This is a genomic window from Pseudoalteromonas sp. JC28 (assembly GCF_013319255.1).
Lineage (GTDB): Bacteria > Pseudomonadota > Gammaproteobacteria > Enterobacterales > Alteromonadaceae > Pseudoalteromonas.
This window is the reverse complement of the sequence record NZ_QOKX01000007.1, coordinates 422,693-448,273: the sequence shown is the minus strand read 5'-3', so window position 1 is coordinate 448,273 and position 25,581 is coordinate 422,693. Positions and strand designations below refer to the sequence as shown.

Here is a 25,581-nt window from a genome sequence, read left to right as displayed (position 1 = left end):
TATAATATTTCATGTATGTTAATCAAACAGAACTGTAATAGTAAAAATGTACCATATTTTGTAAGATGGTAAACACTGGAGTGAATCAGTGCCTATAATTAAAGAGTAGTGCGGATTTAAAGGGTAAAACATGGCACCTGAGCAAGAAGATTATTTGTTTGCAGAGCACGAAGAAGTTACTCAAGAAGAAGAAACGACAAGTGCTTTTTGGGATGTCTTAGTCGTTGATGATGATCCAGAGATCCATTCTGTTACTAAACTTGCGCTGTCTAATTTAGAGTTTTGGGGTAAAAAGCTCAGGTTTTTTCACGCCTATTCTGGCAAAGAAGCCATTGAGATTTTAAAAGAACAAAATAATATCAGCATCCTATTACTTGATGTGGTGATGGAAACCGACGACGCAGGTCTTAATGTCGTTCGTCGAGTGCGCGAAGAAATAAAAAATATGGCAGTACGTATTATTATGCGCACAGGACAACCGGGTTATGCACCGGAAGAAAAGGTCATTCGTGAGTTCGACATTAACGATTATAAAATGAAGACAGAGCTTACCCGCAGCAAACTGGTTACCTCGTTGCTTACCGCTATCCGTTCTTATCAACAAATTTGTGAGCTCGAAGCGCAAAGCCACGCACTAGAGCAGATCCTTTCAGCTTCTCGTGCCATACTCGGACATACCGATATGGGCTCCTTTGCAGCGGCAGTTGTCGCTCAATTGGCAAATATTTTAGATGCGTCAGGCGAAGGCTTAGTGAGTGGCTACCTAGATGATGATATGCATTTAAGGGTGTTTGGCGGTAGTGAGCAGTACCGTGAATTTTTTGGTCATGGTATAGAGCAGCTTGATAATGGTCGTGTCATCATGCAAGTACAAAACTGTATTGATACCGAATCCCACCAATCTACCGCGCATGACATTACCTTCTTACTTGAAAGCAAAAACAAAAAGGCAGCCATTTATTTAGAGCTAGAGGGCGAGCCGTCGGAAGCGCAATTGAAGTTTGCTGAAATATTTCTGACTAACGTTGGTGTTGGTCTTGATAATATCAAGCTATTCAATGAGTTGCGTGAGGTTGCTTACAAGGATAATCTAACCAAACTTCCCAATCGCGCTAACTTTATTGAGAAAATAGAGTCTTACTTTAACCAGCAGCAATCTCTCATTTTTATTCTTGTTGATATTGCCCAATTTTCTGACATCAATAACGGTTTAGGCCAAGAAGTTGGAAACTTGTTGTTATTAGGGGTTGCCGAGCGAATTAGTATTGAGTTTCCAGAGGCCCAGTTAATTTCACGTATTGGTGCAGATGTGTTTGGCTTTTTAATGCCTGAGTCGCAGTTTGATGAAGAGTCTTTTATTGATAACTTGTGTGTTCCTTACCATGTTGGGGAGCATTTGTTGACCATGCACTTTCATATTGGAGTGTGTCGTCAAGAAGACTTCCAACCGCAAGGTATAGAAACCTTAAAACTCGCGTATATTGCACTTAACCAAGCAAAGCAGTCGAGTATTCCACTAGATTGGTATACCCCAGACTTAGAAGAAAAAATGGCTTGGAAGCTGGGATTAATAAGACAGCTCAGGCAAGATTTTGAGATGAAAAAACTAGAGGTCTGGTATCAGCCTCAGTTTTCCATTGTTGATCGCAAGGTGATTGGCTGTGAGGCTTTATTACGTTGGCCTTCTGGAAATGGGAATTATATTTCCCCTGCGATTTTTGTTCCGCTTGCGGAAAATGCAGGGCTTATTGTCGAAATTGGCCAATGGGTATTAGAACAAGCCTGTCAGTTGCAGGCAACTTTGCAGCAACAGGGATTCGGTGAGCTTAGCATTGCTGTTAACGTCTCTGTGCCGCAGTTTAAGGTGCCAAACTATGCACAGCAGGTTAAGGACACTATCTTGTCATTTGATGTAGAGCCTAAACATATAGAGCTCGAAGTGACAGAAAGTGTAGTCATGGACGAAGTAAACTCGGTGATCAATACACTTCAAGAACTCCAGGAATTTGGTGTTGAGGTGGCCATTGATGACTTTGGTACTGGATTTTCTTCTTTGAGCTATTTGCAAAAACTACCTTTAGCACGGCTTAAAATCGACCGTGCCTTTGTCAAAGATATCCCTCATGATGACAGCGGTGCAATTGCCGATCTTGTCATTTCTTTAGGTCAGCATCTCGGCCTAAAAACAATTGCGGAAGGCGTTGAGACAGAAGAGCAAATGACGGTGTTACAAAAGCTCGGCTGTGATGAAGTACAGGGTTTTTTACTCGCAAAGCCTATGCCTGAAAAGGAGTTACTTGAGTTTTTAGATAATCAGAACAGTGTATAGTAGTGACCTAAGACAAGTATATTACTTGTCTTATACGTTGATGAAGCAACCTTTAAAAAGTGCAGTGATGATCCGTTATGAGGGTCGCTTTTGGAAAGTTTTTCGATTTTAGCCTAAGGGTGCAGAGTGAAATATGTGTTTGTGATATCTACAACACAGGAAGTTAGTGCAGAAGCTCAACTTAGTCTAAATCCAAAATAGGGCGAATATTGCACAAACAAATTGATGCTCACATGAAAAAACAACGGTATTTTGATTAAGACACTGTTACATGGTTCCCATAGGTTAGTTTCCGATTACAGCTTAAATTCTCATTTATAAAGATTACCAAAATAACTTGTACCTGAAATGTGTTTTTTGCTAACGTTGCATAGAGGTTGGTTAAATTTTGATCTCTTTAAACACATAGAAGGATATTTAAGTGAAAAAAATTATAATATTACTATGTACTTTTTCTGGAAGTGCATTTGCAGTTGGAGTTCCAAGCGGCTGTAAATATGAAGAGAGTACAATACACGAGCTTAATTTACTTGAATTACCAGCTACTATCGAAGCTGGTTGGAACTTGTATCGAGCCCCAAGTTTTTACACGGTCGTAGAATTTCTGAGATCTTTACCCGGTATAAATTCAAGCTCTTCTGCAAAATTATCAGGCCCTACTTATCTTCTACGTAATCAGAGCTACAGATTTAAAACAGATCTAGAGGTAGGTAATCCAAATGACATGCTTCGAGATGTCGCCTACTACAACTCTGAAAGGGGTCGTTTAGGTAATGACCGAAGTAATTGGGACTCAAATTCATACTTTAATCTGGCGTTTAATTCTACATATGGTGCAGGCTTAGTCTGGTCAACAGTGAGTGATGAGTGCTCTGCTAAAGGTGTAATTGTTCAAGATATGCCCAAAATGGAAGCCGTTAAAAATCCGTATGGTGATAAATACGAAGTAAAAATTGATTTTGAATTAGATCAATTCTCTGAAGCTGCTTTGGATCCTAATGTACCTGTAATTGTTGGTGTTACGACAAAAAGTGATTATTTTAGCGGAGGCACTAAGCGCGTAACCAAAGCAATTTACAATGCGGAGAATCAACTTACTGGAAGTGCTGTGGTAAGAATGAGATTTTCGATGGGTGGTGGACCGTATTATGTGGAAGCATTTATGAATGATGGCAATTATGGTCAGACTAAAAAGCTAGGGATGGTTATGGTACCTGGAGAGCCAACTCGTCCACCTAGCTGCCCGACATGTAATAAAAACTGAGTGAAATGACATCTAAATAATAGTAAATGGCTAGCAATTAGCCATTTACTATTTAAAGTGCTTACATTCTAAATGTAAATCCTGCAAAGATGTAACGACCTAGGATATCGTGGAACCCCGGATAGGTGTTACCATTAGAGAAGGTTGTAGGGCCATCAGGAACGAGCGGTGGCGTGTTGTCAAACACGTTATTGATACCGGCTCTGAATGAGAGGTTTTCAGTTGCGTTCCATGTTGCAGCAATATCAACATAATCTCTTGCACTCAATGGTACTAGTATTGGTGATTTTGATGGGTCAGCCAATTCCGCAGCTGTAGGACGATAGAACTCTTCCACTTCACTCACGTAACGATAGGTCGCTGTAATATTCACATCCCATGGAGTTACCCAAGTTGTTTTAAAGTTATAACGCATATCGGGAACTGGGCTTTCGCATACATTTTTATCCCATTTCCCGGCACACTTATCAACAATCCCACCTGGTGCGTTTTGTGTATCAAACTTCTCCATCCATGTACCAATTAGAGAGAATCTTAAAAGACCCATATCCTCAGGTAACGTGTAACGGTATGATGCATCAAAATCAATACCTGAAGTCTCTACACTACCAATGTTGGTATCTGTAGCGGTTACGGCATCTTCTCCTAACCAAAGCGAACCGGTTTTTTCACCACGGTTTATTAGGCCACAGAGCTCTTCGTTATTGTCTATCGCACATTGCTCTACGATATACTGTACTGGGAAAGGTTGAATGGCGTCGTTAACGGTAATATCAAAGTAATCTATAGCGATATCTAAGCCTTCAACAAACTCAGGAGAGTAAAGAATACCAAATGAATAGGTATCAGACTTCTCAGGCTTGAGGTCTGGGTTTCCTGCTTCAATCGCATTGTATTGCCCCGCTGGATTTGAAGAAACAGAACCATATTGCTCTGCTGTAACACCGGTTCTCATACACTGCTCAAGTGTATAAGCTGGATTAGCTCCCGCACAAGGGTCGTCCCAGTTTACTAGGGCAAGTGAAGACGGTCTCGCCAAGTCTTGAATGTTACCGGCACGCACTGCTCGTTGATAGCTTGTACGTAAACCTAAACTATCGTTAATGCGTATATCAAACGCTGCTTTGTAGGTATCTGTTTGTTTATCTGTTGAGTAATCAGAATAGCGATAAGCGAGTTCTAATGTAATGTAATCCGCAAATGAGCTATCTTCAATTAATGGAATATTTAGCTCAGTAAAGAATTCATTTACATCAAACTGGTCTGAAACGGGTTTTCTTGGTCCACCTTGACCTGCGCCATCGTTAGAAATGAAGTTAATGTCCGGATTAAAATCAATAGCTTCTTTGCGGTGTTCCAGACCCAATACAATACCGACGCCTGTTGAAGTACCAGGCACGACTATGCCATATTCAGTTAAGTCCCCAGTGACGAAACCACTGATTTGTTTTGAACGTGTATCACCGCGAGCAAAGAGTGGAATGGTAAGATAATCAATTTGCTCTTGGGTAATATTTGCTGGGTCGAATATATTCCAAGGGATACAGTCGGGATCGCTACCATCAATAACTGACTCACAGACAATCTTGCCATTGTCATCAGTGGTTGCTTTTAAGGCTCTAACAATTTTACGTTTTGATAGGTCGTTTTGGTAGGTTTGTTCATAAGACACATTTCCGTAGTTAAAGAATGCATCATAAGTCCAGTTATCATCAATTTCGCCTCTCATACCTAATACAAAACGGGTAGAGGTGTGTCGTAAATCATCTTGGCGAGGGCCTCCTTCTACGTTTCGTTTTGCGATAAATGCGCCAGATACAACACCATCGACCGCAGGCCCATTGGCACCGCAAAGGACTTCTCGTTGTTTTGCTGAAAGAAGCGGGTTATCACATTTAATATCGACTTCATTGAAGAAAGAACCAGATGGCGCAATTTGTGCCACGGTACGGTTATCCATGTAGTTCAATTCAGCATAAAAGGTATGTTGATCGGTAAAATTGTAATGGCCAAGCAAACCAAATGTTTTACGCTTGTCCGGACGCTGGAAGTAATTAAGTGGGCCAAAGTTATAGACACTATTACCCGTTGGTACTAGATCATCTCCTGCGACTTTAAAGTCATAGCTAGCTTGGTCTGTGATCCTACCGTCAGGTATTGTGCCAGAGCCACGACATATTCTTTGCCCTGGAGCTGAACTCGTTCTGCTACGATTGATATTCATTGAGCAGGCACTAAAATCACGGGAGTCCTGACGGATTTCATCAATTTCACGCCAAGTGAGGTAACCTGTAATATTGCCTTTATCGTTAGCTGAGTTGATACCAAAAATCATAGATATATCATGAGTATCACCGTCAGTAACTGAGGAATCAGGAATGTCGAAGCCTGAGGCAGTTAGTGCTCGTTGCATGTCTTTATGGTCATTTTTATGGTTGTAAACGCTTCCTTGATAGTCGACTTCAAAGCCTTCAAAGTCGTCTTTCATAATAAAGTTTACAACACCAGCAACAGCATCAGAGCCGTATGTTGCAGATGAACCACCGGTTAGCACATCTACGCGCTCAACCAAAGAGGCTGGGATTTGGTTTACGTCGGCACCAACACCCTCAATTCCAGCTGGTGAGCCTGAGGGTAATCGGCGGCCGTTGACTAAAACTAGTGTTCTAGAAGGGCCTAAATTTCGAAGGTCAACGGTTGCTGTACCAGTAGCGCCGTTTGCTGTACCTGAAGTCTGATCTGCGAATACCGCAGGCATGTTGTTCAATAGGTCTTCAACTCGGGTAATGCCCGCGATTTCTATATCTTCAGCGGTTACACTCGTCACAGGACTCGCGCCAGTCATTGCTGCTCGCTTGATTCGTGTACCGGTTACTTCAATTCGTTCGACAGTATTCGCTGTTGTGGTGCCTGACTGTTCAGCATAAGCGATGCCAGATACACCCACTGTTAGCGTTGAACAGGCAAGTAAAGACAGCCTAATGTTCGCTGATAGGTTTGAAAGTTTCATCTTATTTCCTTATGTATTTTGTTAGCAGAATAGGAAAATTTCCCTGCAGCATAGAACTTACATTGCATTTACAGAAACTTCAACACTTAGACTGTAAAGTAGCCAGGAGGAGCCGTGGGGTAGGTTTTTATAGCAAAATTATAAAGATATAAGTTGAAATAACCTATTTTTGAGAAATAAAAAGGGTACCTCAAAGGTACCCAGAATAATTACTATTCAGCAATGAATGCCTCGCCTGATTTGATCCACGCTGCTGGTGGCAACCCTTTCAGGTGGTAATCAAAGTACTCTTTCATGCGAATTGAATAGTCCAACTGATTAGGCAGCTTTTTCAGATGGTGAGGTTCACCTTCGTATTGTAAGAAAATGGCATCTTTATCATGTCTTCTTAGGGCTAAGTAGTATTGGATACCTTCTTGCCAAGGAACCGCCCCATCTTTATCACCAAACATGATCAAAATAGGTGTATTTACCTTATCCGCGTAAAATACCGGAGAGTTCTCTATGTATAACTCAGGCGCCTCCGTTAACGGTTTACCGATACGGCTTTGGCCTGTTTCGTACTGGAACTGTCTTGCAAGACCTGATTCTAAACGGATCCCACTGAAAGCAGAGGTCATATTGGATACTGGTGCGCCAGAGACAACCGCTTTAAACATATCCGTCTGTGTGATCATAAATGCACTTTGGTAACCAGCCCAAGAGTGGCCCTGCAAGCCAATTTTATCTGGATCAGCAACACCTCTATCAATAAGCGCTTGCGCTGCATTGAGCATTGTTTGTGTTGCGGAGCGCCCAGGGTGACCAATTTCAAAACGAATATCAGGCAAGAATATCGCATAACCATTTGAGGTATACATTGGCAGGTTTGGTCTGTGGTTTAGCACCATTTTCGGGAAGTCATACATGCGCTGGCTCATATAGCGGTAGAAGTAAATCACCACAGGCACTTTATCACCAGCTTTATAATCAGCAGGTTTGATTAACACGCCTTGAAGATCTTCGCCATCGTAGCCTTTGTACTTCACAAGTTCAGGTTTTTGGCCCCAAGCAAATGTCTGCTGTTGTGGGTTTAAGTCTGTGAGTTTTGACGGGTTATTAAAGCCACTATCTGATATCCAATAATCAGGAAATTCTTGATAAGACTGTCTTGTGAAAATATAAGTGTCCGCCTCTTTGGCTTTTCTCACTACACTATATTTAGCTTCGCCAGACAAAACAGTTTGCAACTTGTTATCTTGTAGGGAAAGCGTTGCAATATGCGTTTGTTTATTTTCGAGGTTGTGCGCACTTAACAGTAAGGTATCGTCTGGGTTAAAGCCTAGTTTGTCCTTATCTTTATACTCAATGCGGTATTGTGTTTGGGTCTTATAGCCGTCGGTTAGCCGAGTTGCTTTTGCTGTTTTGGTATCAAATGCCCAAATATCATATTTACTGTAGACGTAGAGCGTCGAGCCATTGAGCTGCCAACCAGCAAATCCAAACCCTTTATTTGGTTCTGGCTTATCATGTTTATCATCCGCGAATAGTGCGTTTTTAACCGCTTTGCTTACTGGGGTAAGCTGTTGAGTGGATAGCGACTTCAACCAGACTTGTTCACCGTCGAAATAGGCAGCATGTTTACCGTCAGGCGCGACAGTAGGGCGGTTTGAACTTTCTTTAACGATGAGTTGTTTATCACCATTATCGATATCAACGCTGTAGTAGTCGCGATAAAACCCTTTGTACATAATTTGCTTTAGGTATGGTGTATCGTCACTGCCCAGCACAAAGTTTGCGTTTGTGTGAAGTGAAATAGAAGGCACCTGAAGGTTTTCAAGCTGTACTACACGCTCGCCATTTACGTGGTAAACCGCTTGATAATGTTGATCTCGGCGGCTTTCGTTCCATGTTTTTATTTCTCTAGTTTTGATTTCAGGATCGGCATTGTGCCAAACCTTTAAGCCTTTTTGTTGGCGAATGGTATCGTAATCAAAAAGCGAGCTTTCATCTGTGTATTTGAGTACTTTGGTTTTTTCTTCAAGCTGTGGACGATTTTCAAAAAACAGTCGTGAGCCGTCTTCAGACCATTTGATTGATGCTGTTTTGCCTGAAAACCAACCGCTTGGGTTGTGGATGTCGGTAATTTTATTGCTTGTTGGAGACCATAATTTGAGCTGGTAGTTGCGACGGCGTTTGTCATCGTTGACATAATTACCCAAATAAAAAGCGACTTGTTGTGAGTTAGGTTGCCAAGCAATGTCTCCCAAAGTGACACCAGGCTCATCAATAAGACTCGTGATTTGATTGCTTGCTAAGTCAATAACAGCAACACGGTTTTTACTGCCATCCTCACTGCGCTGATTGACCAGTATCGCGTTACTATTTGGTGCAACTTTGTATGCTGCGATATTGTCATAGCGAGTACTTTTATTGTGAGAAAGGTTCAGCACTACAAGCGTTAAGGCGTCATCACCCTTATCTGCACTGATTTTGAGTTCATCAGTTTGCTCGTCTGTATTCGCTTTTGCGTCTGACTTTTTGTCGCCTTTTTTTGCATCCTCACGATACACCAACCACAGGCCATCATCTGAAAGTTGATAATCTTTAACTGAGCTAAAAGTTTGTTGTGCTTTGGTTGTGGTGTTCACTAACACTAAGTTGTTCTTTAGCGTTTTTTTCTTCTTTTTATCTGCAGTTTCTTTTTCAAGTAGGGTAGGGCGTTGGGTAAAACCAACCCATTGAGCGCCTTTATTGATAACTGGATTTGTACCACGGGGAACTGATGCAATCAGTGCTTTATTATCGAGAGAATACACTTGGCCTTCGCTGTCACCACGGTAAGGCTTTGCACTTAGGCCGAGGAATGTACCTTGTTCGGAGATTACTGTACCTTGTGGGTAACGAAAATCAAAAACGTCTTTAAATTCAAGGCTGGGTTTAGCTGCTAAGCTGCTTACACTAAAAAGTGCCGCACTTAGAAGAGAGAGTTTTAGAGTCATATCTAGAGCATTTTAGTCTTTATTTATTGTGTTTTTATCACTTTTAACAGTGAAACTAAAATGCTCTGCGGTGTGCGGATGTATTTAAGCGGCTAGCCGCAGGTGTTTAAAGCCAGATTTTCTCAAGCTCAACCCACTGTTTATCGAATTGCGCGGTTGGTTTTGCTTTAAAGTCACTTCTTACAAACTGGTTCATCTTACCTTCAACAAAAGCTAAGAATAAGTTAGCCAGTACACTTTCTTCACTCGTGAATGCCTTACCTTCTCGCAGCTTGCGCTCTCTTAAAACTTGTTTGAATTGTGTCTCAAGCTTTTCAAATAAGCTTTGAACTCGTTCACGTAAACGTTCTTGCTCACCTTGTAGTGCATCTCCCGTTAAGATACGTGTGATGCCAGGATTTTTCTCTGCAAAGGCTAGGAGTAGAGTAAGAATGTTGTAGATCCGGTTACGAGTTTCTTTTTCGTTTTCTAGAATTAAATTAATGCGTGACAGCAACGTATCTTCGATGAACTCAATAAGCCCCTCAAACATTCTCGCTTTACTTGGAAAGTGACGATAAAGCGCAGCTTCTGAAACCCCGACTTCAGCAGCGAGTTTAGCTGTGGTGATACGTTGTCCTGGGCTGGTTTCCAACATTTGTGCGAGTGATTGAAGAATTTGCTCTTTGCGATTACTACGTTTTGTCGCTGGCATGAAATTTCCCTTATTTTTCTAATTGTTATATTATTTTTGTCGGGTTTATTAAGCACAGAGAGTGATGCGCAGAAGTGCAAACCCCGACTCGTTTACACGTTATCGGGGTATCATGTTAATGTTTTATTCAGTTTCTTTCCAGTCTTTTACATGAAGGTTATTTTATCTTTTCGGCAATAGCTTGCATGACAGTAAGTGCTAACTCTTTTTTGCTAGAGTGAGGGAGTTCAAGTCGGTCTTTTTTCCAATATAGGGTCAATGTATTGTTATCAGAATTAAAACCACCTGTGCTATCCGATACATCATTCGCACAGATCATATCCAATCCTTTATTTATCAATTTTCCTTGCGCATATTCGGCGACATTCTGCGTCTCAGCTGCAAAGCCAACGGTATAAGGACGAGACTGTTTTAGTGCTGCGACAGTGGCGATAATATCGGGGTTTTTGACCAGTGTAAGTGTGATTTCATCGCCTTGCTTTTTAATCTTTTGCTCGGCAACGGTGGCTGCACGGTAATCAGCGACCGCAGCGCAGCCGATAAAAATATCCGATTGTACGGCATATTCGAGTGCAGCTTGTTGCATCTGCTCAGCACTTTCTACATCAAGTCGAGTAATTCCTGTGGGGGTATTCAGTGAAACCGGGCCTGCGATCAGATTTACGCTTGCACCTAAAGCCTTTGCCGCCTCAGCAAGGCTAAAGCCCATTTTTCCTGAACTGTGGTTAGTAATAAAGCGCACCGGATCTAATGCTTCGCGTGTCGGTCCTGCAGTAATAGTTACCGTTTTTCCTGCTAATACTTGCTCAGTAGGGCGAAGTGCAGCTAAACACAGTTGCACCAACTCATGGGGTTCAAGCATGCGTCCTGCGCCTACATCTCCGCAGGCTTGCTCGCCTTTACCGGGTCCCCAGATTTGGACATGGCGTGATGCAAGGGTATTGAGGTTTGCTTGAGTCGATAGATGTGCATACATCTGTTGATTCATTGCCGGCGCTACGGCAACAGGCGCGGGCGTTGCGAGCAGTAATGTGGTCAGTAAATCATCCGCAATACCTGCTGCCATTTTGGCGAGGATATTTGAGGTCGCTGGAGCAACCAGCACTAGGTCTGCCCATTTTGCAAATTCGATATGGCCCATTGATGCTTCTGCTTGTGGGTCAAGCAAAGAGTCAGAAACGATTTCACCAGAGACCGCCTGCATTGTCAGTGGCGTGATAAAGTGCTTAGCAGACTCCGTCATCACCACTTTGACATCTATTTGCTGTTCTTTTAGGCGGCGAACGAGTTCTGCGCATTTGTAAGCAGCGATACCACCGCTGATCCCAAGTAAGAGGCGTTTATTTCTTTGCATGTTTGTTTTATACGATCACAGTATCAATAAACTAAAGATATCACAGTCGGTGATAATTTTTGAATTCTCACTTTTTGGTAGCTACACTTTGGATGCCATGGAGGCAAACACATAAAAGGAAAAATTATGCAAATATCAGCCTTACCCAAATCCGCACGACCAAGGGAAAAGTTAATAGAGCAAGGCCCTGAGGCATTATCAAATGCCGAGTTATTGGCTATCTTTTTACGCACTGGGATCAAAGGATTAAATGCCATAGAGCTTGCCGAATCCCTGTTACAAGAACAGCAAACGTTACAGCGTTTATTCAATGCCTCATTAGAAGAGTTTTCAGCGTTAAAAGGCTTAGGCGTTGCCAAATACACTCAGTTACAGGCCGTTTTGGAGTTAAGCCGGCGTTATCTAAAAGAAGAGTGCTTAAGAGAAACGGTATTTCAAAACCCGACAGCGGTACGTGACTATTTGAGTGCTCAACTACGTGGGCTTGGGCATGAAGTGTTTATGGTGCTGTATCTAGACAACCAAAATCGACTGATAAAAGATGAAGTGTTGTTTCACGGCACAATTAACGCGGCTTCGGTTTATCCAAGAGAAGTAGTAAAGGCGGCACTAAAATACCACTGTGCAGCCGTGATTTTTGCCCATAACCACCCATCGGGCGTAGCAGAGCCCAGCGAAGCGGATAAACTCATCACGAAAAAATTGCAGCAAGGCTTGGCACTGGTCGATATTAATGTACTTGACCATTTAATCGTCGCCGGAAGTCATTGTATTTCGTTTGCCGAACGAGGACTGATTTAAGCTGAGTTGCTGTTTTATCAGGTGGGTTTCGCTTTCTCAAGTTGTCCTTTTGAATTGAGTAAAATGGAATGGAGCTTGATCACTCAGCTTTTACTCGAAGTGTGAGGTAGCTGGTGGAGTGTTGCTGCTTGAATATACTAATAAGCACGAAAATTAAACAGTGAAAATTACGATGTAGAAAGGGCCAAAAAAGAAATTTGCTCGTTAAATCAGCATATTTGTATAAATTTTATAAATTAGTTCAATTTAAATGCAGTTTTTACTTTCCTAGTGGGCTTCGGATCATTATAATTGGCCGCTATCAAATTTACCCATGAGCTGATTTCAGTAGGATCAGATCCTTGATCTCTGCCTGTAGATACTGTATAAAGAGCGCCCTTTGATTTTACCTAGGGCACGCAGTTAAAAGGCCTTTAAGGGAAAATTAAGCTCGAGCGAAGTTATTGGAGATACATAGACATGTCTAAAGTCTGTCAAGTTACAGGTAAGCGCCCAGTGGTTGGTAACCACCGTTCGCACGCGCGCAACGCTACTAAGCGTCGCTTCCTACCTAACCTACAAACACACCGTTTTTGGGTTGAAAGCGAAAAGCGTTTCGTTTCTCTACGCACTACTACTAAAGGTATGCGTATTATCGATAAAAAAGGCATCGACGCGGTATTAGTAGATATCCGTGCTCGCGGCGAAAAAATTTAAGGAGCTTAAATCATGCGTGATAAGATCCGTTTAGTTTCAACTGCTGGTACTGGTTATTTCTACACTACCGACAAGAACAAGCGTAACATGCCTGAAAAAATGGAGATCAAAAAGTTCGACCCTAAGGTTCGTAAACACGTGATCTTCAAAGAAGCGAAAATCAAGTAATTCGTTTCAAGAATCAATAAAAACCCAGCCTCGGCTGGGTTTTTTGTGTTTGTACTTTAATTTTTTACGGCTAATTGCCAAAGCTCTCCACTTGGTTGCTTCAGCTCACTGAAAACCACATCGCCGTTTTGCAATATATCAAACTGCCCAATAAATCGTTGTGGCGGGGTGAAATACAACTTTTTTTGTTTAGTCTTCAGGTCAAATCGCCAAATACTTTTGTCTTTTTCATAGTAAAGCGCATTATCTCTGAGCCGCCAATTCAGCCAATTTCTCACCGGTACATCCGTCACAACTACAGACTCTTGCCCGTCTTCCAGTTGCCAAATTCCGGGCTGTGTAAACTTGGTAAAATACAACACATTATTAAGCTTGTAGCCGCTGTAGCCACCTTGTGTTGTAAGTTGCTGATGTTGGTTTGTTATTAGATTTAGAGACCATAACTGCCAACTACCAGAGCGTTCACTGCTGTAAATGATTTCATGGTCATCTTGGCTGTAATTGGCAACGTAAGGCTTAAGCTCAGTACCTATAAGTTGCATTGTTTTTTGACTGTTGATAGCAAACTGGTAAATGGCGTCTTGATATTCAAAAAGTATTTTAGAAGCGTCATTGTTGAGTTGATAACGTTGAAAGTTAAAAATGTGAGGCAAGTGAACTTGAGTGTGTTGTTGTGTTTCAGTGTTGATAGACCATAAAGCGGAATGCGCGCCGTGATCCGAAATATACCAAACTTGCGGCATTTGATTTGCGCGAGGTAAGCGATTCAACGCCTGATTATCAACAAGTGGTGAAAAGGTTTGCTCCGATACGTCGAAAAGGTGAATTAGGCTAGTTAACTTATATTGATTAAAGAGCAGGGTCTCATTGTTATCTTGTAATACTAGGCTTTCGATTGGTGCTGTGAGCTTGTGAAGCAGTTTTACTTTGCTCGATTTTATATCAGCGCGATAAATGCTACTGCCTGCGCTAAAGTAAATAGATTGACCGCTAGCAGACCAAGTCAGTGCAGTGAGATTATAAGGTAACTTAACGGTGCTCTTGACTGACATGCTTGGGTAATCGTACACCGTCAGTTCGTGCTTATCTTCTCCAAGATAGCGTGCGGCGGCGAGTTGGTCTTTAGTTGTGGATAAGCTAAATAGATGGTCGCCCCTGAGGTTTCCTGAGATTGGAGGAAGCGTTAACTGGATATGCTGCTTTGTATTCGAGTCGAAACGGTAAAGGCCGTATCCACTATGTATATTTGTGCGTTTTCGATAAATGATTTCGTGCGGATTTGCGCCCCATATTAGTTTAATGTTTTCGATAGGCTGGCAAGAGAATAGCGTAGTGTGCCGTGCCTGCGCGATATCAAACTGTTTTACGGTACAGCCATTATCATCGTCAATATAGGCGATGTGTTTGGCGTCTGAGCTTAAGGCTTGTGTGCTGATGTTGCCAGAAAACAGCTTTCTATTTTGCTTGCTGTGATTGAGCCATAACTCCGATTGCTGAGTGTTAGTAGGATGCAGGTAGCTAAAGCTTTTATATTGAGGCGCGCTACTTAACTGTAGCTCGATACCGCTCTGGCTCGTTAATTTTTGTGGTAGGAGTGGTTCGTCATTTTGCTCTGGCTGCATGAACTGATAGGCAATAAACGCACATACGCTGGTAATAAGTAGAGAAACACCCAAAAGTGGCGCGATCCGGGAGCTGCTCTTACTTATTGTTGCCGGAGTATGACTTGTGACTGCGGGAATCAGTCGGTATCCAAGGGTAGGGATAGTCTCTATATACTCAGTTTTACCATCTAATTTATTCATATACTGGCGCAATGTCGACACGGCTTTATTGATTGCACTCTCTGTGACTACGCGACCTTGCCACACTTCTGCAATGAGCTTATCGCGCGAAACAACATTACCATTTGCTGCAATTAAGGTTTGTAGCAATAAGTATGGCTTAGGCTCAAGTCTGATGGAGTCTGTGCTACTTGTCAGCGTTCGATTAACCGTATCAAACCGAATGGCTGCAATCTCATAGCGCATTTATTATCCCTTTGATTATATTGTTTATATTTATTGGTAAGGAATTCCTCACAACGATTTCATGTGAATTCGTCGCGCCCTTTTTCAAAGTATTTAGAGTACATGAAAACAATAAAATAGGAATGGCCAACATGACAAGTCGAATGTTTTTAAAACAGGCGTTAGGTTTAACACTCGCAGCTTTAGTCGCGGGTTGTGGCAGCAGTAGCGACAGCAAAAAGGCGTTAAGCAATGACGATGGAGTGTTAAAGCCCGTAAATGGTCTGGAGGTTCATCAACTCAATGAGCGTTACTATTATATGAAGCCGATTGAAAAGCCACATAAAGCGTACAAGCTGATGTTAGCCTTTCATGGTTCTGGAGGCACTGCTTACGGTATGGCAGGTTTAACCAAGCTACATGAACAAAACGATGATTATATAGTCGTTTATCCCAAATCAAAAAACGAAGAGTGGAATGAAGGCTGTGGTTGTAACAAGGCACATCGTTTAGGTGTAGATGACTTAGGCTTTGTTGGTCAGATGATTGCGGAAATAAAAGCCAAATATGATGTCATTGACGGTGAAATTTATGCGACCGGCTTTTCTCAAGGCGGGTTATTTGTACAAAACCTATTATGTAACCGCTCGGAGACGTTTAATGCGATAGTAACGGTTGCCGCACCTATGTCCTACCAATTAGGTGATAGCTGTAATTTTTCGACACCTACAAACTACCGAATTATGCACGGTAAAGCAGACTCAGTATTGCCCTATAATGGCAAAAGTCACGCAAATTTTGGGCTACTCTCGTCACCTCAAGCGATTAAAATTATTGCTAATCTAAACTATGAGGCTGCTTTATCTGTTGATGAAGAAATAGCGGAAGGCGTGACGTTAACTCACTATCCTAATCGCAATATTCAAACGCAGCTCATTAGTGTAGACGGGGCTCGTCATAGTTGGAATTTACCACCTGTTCAAACCACCGAATCGATAATGGCATTTTTTGAGTCGACAAGCCGTTATGTGCTGCCCCAAGGCTCTGATCTTATCGCAGTAAACAACGATTATTACCATGTTCGGCAATTAAAGCAGCATGCAGATAAGCCAACCGTGGTCATGCTCTCGGGTGCGAATATGCATTTTCATAGTGATAGTGCTTGGTTCGCGTTACTACAGCCTTACTTGGCAGAGAGTTTTAATGTTTACGTCATTGATAGGCTAGGGCAGGGATTAAGTAGTGTTGATGACGCGCCTTCCATGAATAAATTTGCACACGACCTCCCTGTACTATTTGAAAAGCTCAATCTCAGTGATGTGCATTTGTTGAGTTACGCAAATAGTAATTCAGTGCCGCTAATTGCGATGCAAAAATCACAGGAGTTTCAACAAAAGATAGCAAGCATGTTGTGGTTAGACCCAGATATTTTACTGCCACATTCTATTGCTCAGTATCAAGGTTACCCAGTTGATGTTTATCGTCAATACGGACAAGACTTGGTTGATCATGTTGCTGCAGGTAATTGGCAAGAAAAAATGGATGGAAAAATAGCTGAAGAACAGGCGCATATTGAAACACTGCTTGAAGGAAGCGAGTTTGCAGACTACATGGATTGGCAATATTTCAATCACATAATGCAAACCCGCCACAGTGTTGCAGCTCAACTTACTCGAGTACACGAAATGATGAACTACCATGATGACTTGGAGTTAGTAAGAAACTGGCAGCCAGACAGCAGCATTCCTATTTCAGTGATAGATAGTGAGTTTGAAAAACTAGATATCGCCAATGCAGACTCTGAAGAAGCGAAAGCCAATCTAATAAAATGGGAGGCTGAGGGGAGAAAATGGTCTCAAGAAGTTGCTGAAACCAGTGGTGGGCAATACTTACCAATTACCTCAACGGAGCACTTGATCCCATTTACCCATCCTGAGCTTATCAAGCAGGCATTGACTGAGCTTGCGAGCCAATGACACCAATCCAGTTTGCTAGATGAGCGCTTAAATCGTTGAGTTAACATATAAAAAACGCGAGCTTGTCTGCCGCTCGCGTTTTATTTTTAAAACCTAATGAATTAAATAATAAGGTTACCGCATAGTAACAAATTCCTCGGAACCGGTTGGGTGTATCGCGACTACCGAGTCAAAGTCTGCTTTGGTTGCGCCCATCTTCATTGCAACGGCGAAACCTTGGATCATCTCATCTACTGCGAAGCCGATGCCGTGTAGACCCACTACGGTTTCTTCTGGGCCTGCGCATACAAGTTTCATGCGACACGGTTGGCGGTGCTGAGTGACCGCGGTGTACATTGCAGCAAAGGTAGAGGTATAGACCTTGATGTTGTCTTTACCGTACTTTTCTTCCGCTTCTGGCTCTGTTAGGCCAATTGTGCCAATCGGTGGGTGGCTAAAGACGACGGTAGGGACTAGATCGTAATCCATTTTTGCGTTTGGCAATTCCGGATTGAATAGGCGCTCGGCTAGCATTCTACCTGCTTTTACGGCTACCGGAGTTAGCTCTATACCACCATCCATAATATCACCGAGCGCGTAGATACCTTTGGCTGAGGTGTTTTGCCATTCGTCGACTTTAATATGGCCGCTAGGCGTGGTTTCTACATCTGTCGCAGCGAGGTTGATAAGATCTGTCATTGGTTCACGACCAATTGCCCAGATCAGTTTGTCTACGGTGTAAGACTCACCATTCTCAAGATGTAAGGTGACTGAGCCATCCTCTTCTTTGGTCACTGACTGTGGTACTGCGTGAGTGTGCAGTGTTGGACCTTCTTTTTCCATTACCTCAGTTAAGGTTTCAACCAAGATAGGATCAAAGTTACGAAGAGGGGCGTGCTTACGAACAAATAGATGGGTTTCTGTGCCCAAGCTGTGCAATACGCCCGCAAGCTCTACCGCGATATAACCCGCGCCCACAACCGCTACGCGGCGAGGTTGCTCTTTAAGCTCAAAGAAACCGTTTGAGTCGATACCGTGCTCAGCGCCTGGAATATTAGGGATCGTTGGGCGGCCACCTACGGTAATATTGATATGATCGGCAGTGTAGTGCTCACCATTGACTTCAATGGTGTTGTTATCAACAAACTTAGCAAAGCCATTGATCACGGTGACGCCATTTTTCGCTAGGTAGCCGTTGTAACCTTGGTGAATACGGCCAATGTAGGCTTCGCGGCTCTCAACGAGTTTACCCCAATCGAAGTTCTTTAGTTCAACATCAAAACCATAATCTGGTGCGTATAGTTTAATGGCTTCAGCAACTTGAGCACCGTGCCACATCGCTTTTTTTGGAACGCAGCCCACGTTTACACAAGTACCGCCTAAGTGCTTTGCTTCTATTAATGCCACCTTGGCACCTCGCATCGCCGCTCGGTTTGCAGATGCGATCCCGCCGCTACCACCACCGATTGCGATATAGTCAAAATGTTGAGCCATAAAAATTCCTCGCCAATTATTTGTTTTGCTTAAACCCTACTACTTTAAATAGCACAAGTGCACAACCGAAGACCGATATTAAGCAAAAATCTGTTCAGATACTTGTAAATGCGGTCATTCACCCTTATTTCAACCTCAATATTAGATTAGAAAATAAAGAGCGTGCCCATGAGTAACCCATTAATCGGGCTAGAAGGATTGCCTCCTTTTTCGAAAATTAAGCCTGAACATATTGTTGAAGCATTAAAATCTGCCATTGCGCACTGTCGTGAAACTATCGACACTGTTTTAGCACAACCAAGCTATACGTGGGACAGTTTTGTACTGCCTTTAGAAGAGTCAGACGATAAATTGAATCGTATGTGGTCACCAGTCTCACATATGCACTCAGTAGTAAATTCAGAAGCGTTACGTAAAGCTTATGATGAGTGTCTGCCATTAATTTCTGAATATTCTACTTATGTTGGTCAGCACCAAGGGTTGTATGAAGCCTATAAAGCGGTAAAAGAATCGGTTGAATTTGGTAACTTAACGATTGCTCAACAGACCTCTGTAGATAATGCCCTACGTGATTTCCAATTGTCGGGCATTGCACTTGAGCCAGTTAAGCAAAAGCGTTATGGCGAAATAGTGGCACGGCTGTCGGAGCTGGCATCAAAGTTTGGCAACAATGTAATGGATGCCACTCAGGCATGGCAAAAGCATATTACTGACGAGTCAGAATTAGCAGGGCTACCAGAGTCGGCTTTAGCGCTTGCCGCTCATACTGCTGAAGCCAAAGGATTAGAAGGCTGGGTATTTACGCTAGATTTCCCTTCATACCTTCCTGTGATGACTTACGCAGATAACCAAATGCTCCGTGAAGAGGCTTATCGTGCGTTTGTAACCCGTGCTTCGGATCAAGGGCCTAATGCTGGCGAGTTTGATAACTCAGCGATTATGCATGAAGCACTTACACTTAGACACGAACTGGCTCAGTTGCTTGGCTTTTCTAGTTTTGCAGAAAAATCACTGGCAACTAAAATGGCTGAGACGCCAGAGCAAGTATTTACGTTTTTGAATGACCTGGCCGCTAAGTCAAAACCACAAGCCGAGCAAGAAGTGGCTGAACTACGTGACTTTGCGAATAAAGAACACGGTGTAACTGAGTTAAAACCTTGGGACTACGCATATTATGGCGAAAAGTTAAAACAAGCCAAGTATGCTATTTCTGACGAAGCGCTGCGCCCTTACTTCCCTGAGCATAAGGTACTTGCCGGTTTATTTGAAACCGTAAATCGCTTGTTTGGGATCCACGTGAGCGAAGTCAAAGACGTTGATACTTATCATCCTGATGTACGCTTTTTTGCTATTCATGATGATAAAGGTGAGTTGCGTGGTCATTTCTATCTCGACCTATATGCTCGTGAACATAAGCGTGGTGGTGCCTGGATGGATGACTGCATGGGCCGAAAAATACGCGCAAATGGTGAACTGCAGACTCCTGTTGCTTATTTAGTGTGTAACTTTAATAAAGCTGTTGGTAATAAACCTGCGCTATTTACCCATAATGAGGTAACCACTTTATTCCATGAGTTTGGTCACGGCATTCATCACATGCTAACGCAAGTGGATGCAGCCCCTGTTGCTGGTATTAATGGTGTGGCATGGGATGCGGTTGAGCTGCCAAGTCAGTTTTTAGAAAACTGGTGCTATGAAGAAGAAGCGCTGAACTTCATTTCAGGACACTATGAAACGGGTGAACCGTTACCAAAAGAAATGTTAGACAAGTTACTCGCGGCAAAGAACTTCCAGTCAGCCATGCAAATGCTGCGTCAGTTGGAGTTTTCGCTGTTTGATTTTCATATTCACGCAGACTTTGAGCCAAATACGGATTGCCAAATTCAAGCAACGCTCAATGCGGTGCGTGAGCGCACAGCAGTTGTTAAAGCTCCCGAGTTTAACCGCTTCCAGCATAGCTTTAGCCACATTTTTGCTGGTGGCTATAGCGCGGGTTACTACTCTTATAAGTGGGCAGAAGTGTTGTCTGCGGATGCGTTTTCTAAGTTTGAAGAAGAAGGGATATTCAACCCACAAACCGGGCGTGAATTTATGTATCACATTCTTGAAAAGGGTGGATCGGAAGCGCCAATGGTGCTGTTTACCCGCTTCCGTGGTCGAGAGCCAAAAGTGGATGCGTTACTACGCCACAGCGGGATCGCCGCCTAGTTATATTTCCACTCTAAGCGCCTTCTTCTGAAGGCGTTTTTTTTGTCTTAGAAAGTGTGACTTTTTGTTAGCAAATTCAATATCTCTGACTATTCTATAAAGATATGAATTAATAGGGAAAGCCACATGACGAAACTGGTTCTTGCCATTGATGATGACAAACTCGTCCATCACATTGTTGATGAGGCGCTATCGCGGACATGCAAAATATTACATGCGAAAAATGGTGAGGAAGGCTTGCGGTTGGCTAAAAAATATCGTCCGGATATTATCTTGCTTGATGTCGAGATGCCAGGGCTGTCGGGCTTTGAGGTATGTGAGCAACTCAAAAAACTAGAGGACACTACAGAGATCCCTGTAATGTTTTTGTCTTCTCGTGCCGATATTTCAGAGCGAATGCGGGGCTATAACGCTGGTGCCGCAGACTATATAGTCAAACCTTTTAACGCTGAAGAGTTGTTAGCGCGTATTAATGTCCTTGATGACTATCGAAAAATCTCGTCGCAGCTAAAACAAGATGTACAGCGCGCTCAAACCACAGCTGAAATAGCCATGACTGACTCTGGTGATATGGGCCGTATAATGCGCTACGTTGGGCAGTCGTATCACGCGCATGATCTCAATACGTTGAGCGCTCATTTTTTAGAGTTTTTTATGCCGATGGAGCTCGATGTTGCGGTGGCTTTTTGGTATCACCAAGACGCGATGTTTTACTCCAGCGAGGGAGCGATCCAACCGATAGAGCAAGAGCTATTTGAGAAACACAAAGATAGCAGTCGTTTTGTTGATTTTGGTCGCAGAACCATAATTAACTATCCTAAAGTCTCTTTACTGATTAAGAACATGCCAGTGGACGATGTTGCCGTTTATGGTCGTTATAAAGATTTATTTCCGCACATACTGGAAGCCACTGATGCCAAAATCAGAGACATGGAAGTCAGTGAAGATGCACTTAAGAAAGTGGAGCATATAGGGCAAGTATTTGCTGAGCTAAGCGATCATTTAAGCGGCGTTGGCGATCATTACAGTGGCAAAGTTGCTGAGTTTCAGACGGTGCTGGAAAGCGACAAGCTTGCAGTCTTAGAACCAAGTGAAAGAGAACGGTTGCAAGAACTCTATGAGCATTTCACTTATTTAAGCGATGAGCTAACCATAATTAAATATAAGTTAGGAGAAGTGACTGAGGTACGCCAGCAGCTTATAGAGAGTTTAAACAAAATAGCGAAACCTTGGGGTGAGGATGAAGTGGCGTCGCAGGCTGATATTGAACTGTTTTAAGCCGCTGGATAATCAAAGACACTAGAAAGGGAAAGGGGTATACTGCCACGGTTGGTAACCCTTGGGAGCTTAGCTTGTATATTCACACCCCTTTTGAAGAAAACAGATCCTACCTAGATACGCTAACTAAGCTGTTTAATTTATCCGCGCTTAATATTAACGAGGCGGAGTTTCAATTGGTTTATGATGAGCTAGGCTTACAATTATTCAAAAAAGATGAACCAAAGCTCGGCGCTATCCGTGTTGATTTTGTGACTGGCGCAGTTGCTCATCGACGCAAATTTGGTGGTGGTAAAGGGCAAGCAATTGCAAAAGCGGTGGGCTTAAATAAAGGTGCTGTGCCTACGGTCTTGGATGCGACAGCAGGACTTGGACGCGATGCCTTTGTACTTGCGTCTATGGGTTGCAAAGTCGTGCTACACGAACGTAACCCGGTAGTCGCAGCGTTGTTATACGATGGCTTGCAACGCGCCTATCAAGATGCTGAAATTGGCGAATGGGTACAGTCAACTATGCGACTGGAGTTTGGCTCCAGCCATGACTTGCTAGAGCAAGCAGGTTGGCGTCCAGATGTAGTGTATCTTGATCCTATGTTCCCGCATCGTGAAAAATCGGCGCAAGTGAAAAAAGAAATGCGTGTATTCCAAGATTTAGTTGGCAATGACTTGGATGCGGACGCGCTTTTGCCTTTTGCTTTGCTGTTAGCCACAAAAAGGGTGGTGGTAAAACGTCCAGACTACGCTGGCTTCTTAAATGAAAAAACGCCAAGTATGCAAATAAAAACCAAGAAAAACCGCTTTGACGTTTATGTTAATGCCGCAATGAAATAGCACACCACTACCTGATTTAATTTTGTGCAGCAGATATCTAGATGGATATACGCAAAAAGTATGGTTTTGTACTATTGCACAGGAAAGGTAACCAGATTTAATCAAGTTGTCATAAATCCTTAATACTCTTGCGGAGCATTTTGATAAAGGGGTTGTGATTCTATGCGCGTGTCTACTTTTACTCGGTTATTGGCAATATTATTGACGACAGCGAGTATTCTACTTGGGGTGAGTCTGTTTTGGGCGAGCCAAGTATTAACTGAACTTGATGCGCAAGACGCCGCTTACAATCAAGTTAAAAATGCGGTGATCATCGAGCTTGAGGGTACAGTAGAAGATTACTTGAGTGCGGGCGATAGCCAGTATTTAAATAAGGCCGATGAACAAATCAAAGCATTAGAGCAAAGTGTAGAGCAGTTGCCACCTGCACTTGCTGAGCAACTTAAAACTAAACTCATACAACTACAACAAGATATTGCAGGCAAATACCGTGCACTCGGCAAGCTTTCTGGTAACGAACTTGCGTTGTTGGATAATGCGCTTAGGCAAATGTCAGGTTCAGCATCGAGCCTCGTCAAGTATGCAATTAAAGCACAAGATAGTGCCGCCAAAGAATCCTACTTTAATCTTGCTTCAGACTACTTTAGCGAAGTCTCGAATTTGAGCTTATATACCTACCAATTAGTCATGGCTTACGAACAGCAGACCGAACAGAGTTTGATGTCGAGCTTAAGCCGGTTGCAGGATATTGCCGCGCGAATAGACCGACTCGAAAACTTAGGGGTAATGAGTGAGGTAGACGAAGACGAGCTATTTTTAGGTGCCGAAGCCGAAGATTTAGCGCTAGAAATAAAAGCGGAGCTTGTGAGCTGGCCTAAACGTTATGCCCGCGACTTAGAAAATACCTTACAGCAGTCGAAACAACGCCAAGCTGGCATGCTAGCACTGCGAGGTGATATTAAAGCAATCTCAGAGAATATCCTACAAGCAGAAACCAACTTAAAAACAGAGCAGGCTGACGTAAAAACCAATGTGTTTATGCTGTTTGGTGTGGCCATTGGGTTACTCGTACTCCTTGCGGGTGGTGTGTATTTTGTACAGTTCAATCAAGTGTTAACTCCGCTAAGACAACTACGCGATGGCTTTGCTCAGCTAATCGAAAGCAATGAGTTACGCAATATTGAAAGTAAAAACCAAGACACTGAAATTGGCGAAATTGCGAGTTACTTTAATCAGTTAATTGATAGGCAGCGAGCAGAAGCGGACGAACGCTCAGAAATGCTGAGTGTGATCAATACCTTTATGGAAGAGATGAACACTAACTTGGCGCAGATCTCTGCACAAGCTGGAGATACTTTTGAGCAAGTGGAGCAAAACCAAGCACAGCTTGACTCGCTTAGAGCGCTTGGGGCGGATGCCAATCAAATCAACGCGCAAGTTGCCGACAATGCCAATAACACCTTTGAAGCAATGACACAAAGTGTGTCCTATGCGGATGCTATGTTGAGCGCTTCATCGACCACGCAAAAGCGGGTAGAGCAGGGATTAGAGAGCTTAAATGAATTACTTAATGGTGTTTCAGATGTGAGTAAAGTGATTGATATGATCAGCTCCATCGCAGAACAAACAAACCTACTCGCGCTCAACGCAGCGATTGAGTCGGCGCGCGCAGGAGAGCATGGCCGTGGATTTGCGGTCGTTGCGGATGAAGTACGAAAGCTTGCACAGCAAACACAAGCCTCACTGACTGATATCCACCAGCAATTAAATGTTTTGAGTGATAATTCAAACAAAGTATCGACACAAATCTCGGCTTTGGCAGATGAGGCACAGCAGCAAACTGGTCATGCACAAGAGTTGAAACGCAATTCAGAAGGTGTGGCAGAGAGCGCACAGAGCGCCAACCAAGTTGCCGCCCATGCAATGGATCTTGCCAATCAACAATCAGACCTCTTAGATACCTTTGGCCACGCTATGGATAGTATGAAAGGTCAGGTTAATAGCTCACATGAGCAAGTGCAACAAATCCAGCAAAGCCTTAAAGAGAAAATGCGGGAGATTAGGGGTACCTTAGGCCTGCGGTAATCAGGATTGTGCCGTAGGTCGAGATTTATCTCGATAGCATAAGCCAAAACGTAGCTGCCGCTTCACGCGGCGAGCAGTTAAAAGCTCGCGAGGTGAACTCGTTCCCACCAGCGCGTTTTGTAGGTTGAGATTTATCTCGACAGCATAAGCCAAAACGTAGGAGCCGCTTCACGCGGCGAGCAGTTACAAGATCGCGAGGTAAACTCGCTCCTACCAGCGAGTGTTGTAGGTCGAGATTTATCTCGACAGCATAAGCCAAAACGTAGGAGCCGCTTCACGCGGCGAGCAGTTAAAAGATCGCGAGGTAAACTCGCTCCCACCAGCGCGTTTTGTAGGTTGAGATTTATCTCGACAGCATAAGCTAAAACGTAGGAGCCGCTTCACGCGGCGAGCAGTTAAAAGATCGCGAGGTAAACTCGTTCCTA

16 protein-coding genes are annotated in these 25,581 nt (G+C 43.1%); 10 read left to right on the top strand and 6 right to left on the bottom strand.

Annotation, left to right across the window (positions count from 1 at the left end; all coding sequences use genetic code 11):
• Window positions 1–130: 130 nt before the first annotated feature.
• A complete protein-coding gene (locus DS891_RS17400) occupies window positions 131–2,329 on the top strand; it encodes an EAL domain-containing protein (protein WP_174170487.1) in 2,199 nt (732 codons plus the stop codon).
• Window positions 2,330–2,750: 421 nt separating this feature from the next.
• Complete coding sequence (locus DS891_RS17395; RefSeq protein WP_010605896.1) at window positions 2,751–3,593, top strand: hypothetical protein; 843 nt, start codon at window positions 2,751–2,753, stop codon at window positions 3,591–3,593.
• Between the two features lie 61 nt (window positions 3,594–3,654).
• On the opposite strand, the gene DS891_RS17390 is transcribed toward DS891_RS17395, so the two are convergent.
• The 4 genes from DS891_RS17390 to coaBC all read right to left on the bottom strand — a co-directional run bounded on the left by DS891_RS17390 (window position 3,655) and on the right by coaBC (window position 11,632).
• Window positions 3,655–6,603, bottom strand: a complete 2,949-nt coding sequence (locus DS891_RS17390) for a TonB-dependent siderophore receptor (protein ID WP_174170486.1) — start codon at window positions 6,601–6,603, stop codon at window positions 3,655–3,657.
• A gap of 212 nt (window positions 6,604–6,815) precedes the next feature.
• Window positions 6,816–9,584 (bottom strand): prolyl oligopeptidase family serine peptidase, encoded by a 2,769-nt coding sequence (locus DS891_RS17385; protein WP_174170485.1) that lies wholly within the window; start codon window positions 9,582–9,584, stop codon window positions 6,816–6,818.
• 106 nt (window positions 9,585–9,690) lie between these two features.
• Window positions 9,691–10,278 carry a nucleoid occlusion factor SlmA gene (gene slmA / locus DS891_RS17380; protein ID WP_010376740.1) on the bottom strand — a complete coding sequence of 196 codons (588 nt, stop codon included), beginning with the start codon at window positions 10,276–10,278 and terminating at the stop codon, window positions 9,691–9,693.
• A gap of 157 nt (window positions 10,279–10,435) precedes the next feature.
• Complete coding sequence (gene coaBC, locus DS891_RS17375; protein WP_174170484.1) at window positions 10,436–11,632, bottom strand: bifunctional phosphopantothenoylcysteine decarboxylase/phosphopantothenate--cysteine ligase CoaBC; 1,197 nt, start codon at window positions 11,630–11,632, stop codon at window positions 10,436–10,438.
• 126 nt (window positions 11,633–11,758) lie between these two features.
• Here coaBC and radC point away from each other — a divergent pair, with 126 nt between their 5' ends.
• The 3 genes from radC (at window position 11,759) to rpmG (ending at window position 13,297) form a co-directional block, all read left to right on the top strand.
• Window positions 11,759–12,433, top strand: a complete 675-nt coding sequence (gene radC / locus DS891_RS17370; RefSeq protein ID WP_010605891.1) for a DNA repair protein RadC — start codon at window positions 11,759–11,761, stop codon at window positions 12,431–12,433.
• Window positions 12,434–12,892: 459 nt separating this feature from the next.
• A complete protein-coding gene (rpmB, locus tag DS891_RS17365; protein WP_010605890.1) occupies window positions 12,893–13,129 on the top strand; it encodes a 50S ribosomal protein L28 in 237 nt (78 codons plus the stop codon).
• Between the two features lie 12 nt (window positions 13,130–13,141).
• Window positions 13,142–13,297 carry a 50S ribosomal protein L33 gene (gene rpmG, locus DS891_RS17360; protein ID WP_010364212.1) on the top strand — a complete coding sequence of 52 codons (156 nt, stop codon included), beginning with the start codon at window positions 13,142–13,144 and terminating at the stop codon, window positions 13,295–13,297.
• A gap of 56 nt (window positions 13,298–13,353) precedes the next feature.
• Here the strand turns inward: rpmG and DS891_RS17355 are convergent, their stop codons facing one another.
• Window positions 13,354–15,327: a winged helix-turn-helix domain-containing protein gene (locus DS891_RS17355; RefSeq protein ID WP_174170483.1), complete on the bottom strand. Its 1,974-nt coding sequence runs from the start codon at window positions 15,325–15,327 to the stop codon at window positions 13,354–13,356.
• 131 nt (window positions 15,328–15,458) lie between these two features.
• Between DS891_RS17355 and DS891_RS17350 the strand changes: the two genes are divergently transcribed.
• A complete protein-coding gene (locus tag DS891_RS17350; RefSeq protein WP_174170482.1) occupies window positions 15,459–17,282 on the top strand; it encodes an alpha/beta hydrolase in 1,824 nt (607 codons plus the stop codon).
• 114 nt (window positions 17,283–17,396) lie between these two features.
• Here the strand turns inward: DS891_RS17350 and gorA are convergent, their stop codons facing one another.
• Window positions 17,397–18,755 carry a glutathione-disulfide reductase gene (gene gorA / locus DS891_RS17345; protein ID WP_095729736.1) on the bottom strand — a complete coding sequence of 453 codons (1,359 nt, stop codon included), beginning with the start codon at window positions 18,753–18,755 and terminating at the stop codon, window positions 17,397–17,399.
• Window positions 18,756–18,923: 168 nt separating this feature from the next.
• Between gorA and prlC the strand changes: the two genes are divergently transcribed.
• The 4 genes from prlC to DS891_RS17325 all read left to right on the top strand — a co-directional run bounded on the left by prlC (window position 18,924) and on the right by DS891_RS17325 (window position 25,156).
• Window positions 18,924–20,963 (top strand): oligopeptidase A, encoded by a 2,040-nt coding sequence (prlC, locus tag DS891_RS17340; protein WP_174170481.1) that lies wholly within the window; start codon window positions 18,924–18,926, stop codon window positions 20,961–20,963.
• Between the two features lie 126 nt (window positions 20,964–21,089).
• On the top strand, window positions 21,090–22,241 hold the full coding sequence (locus tag DS891_RS17335; RefSeq protein ID WP_010605885.1) for a PleD family two-component system response regulator: 1,152 nt from the start codon (window positions 21,090–21,092) through the stop codon (window positions 22,239–22,241).
• Window positions 22,242–22,372: 131 nt separating this feature from the next.
• Window positions 22,373–23,071 (top strand): class I SAM-dependent methyltransferase, encoded by a 699-nt coding sequence (locus DS891_RS17330; RefSeq protein ID WP_254605937.1) that lies wholly within the window; start codon window positions 22,373–22,375, stop codon window positions 23,069–23,071.
• A gap of 162 nt (window positions 23,072–23,233) precedes the next feature.
• Entirely contained in the window at window positions 23,234–25,156 is a 1,923-nt protein-coding gene (locus DS891_RS17325) for a methyl-accepting chemotaxis protein (RefSeq protein ID WP_174170479.1), read from the top strand.
• The last annotated feature ends 425 nt before the right edge of the window (window positions 25,157–25,581 follow it).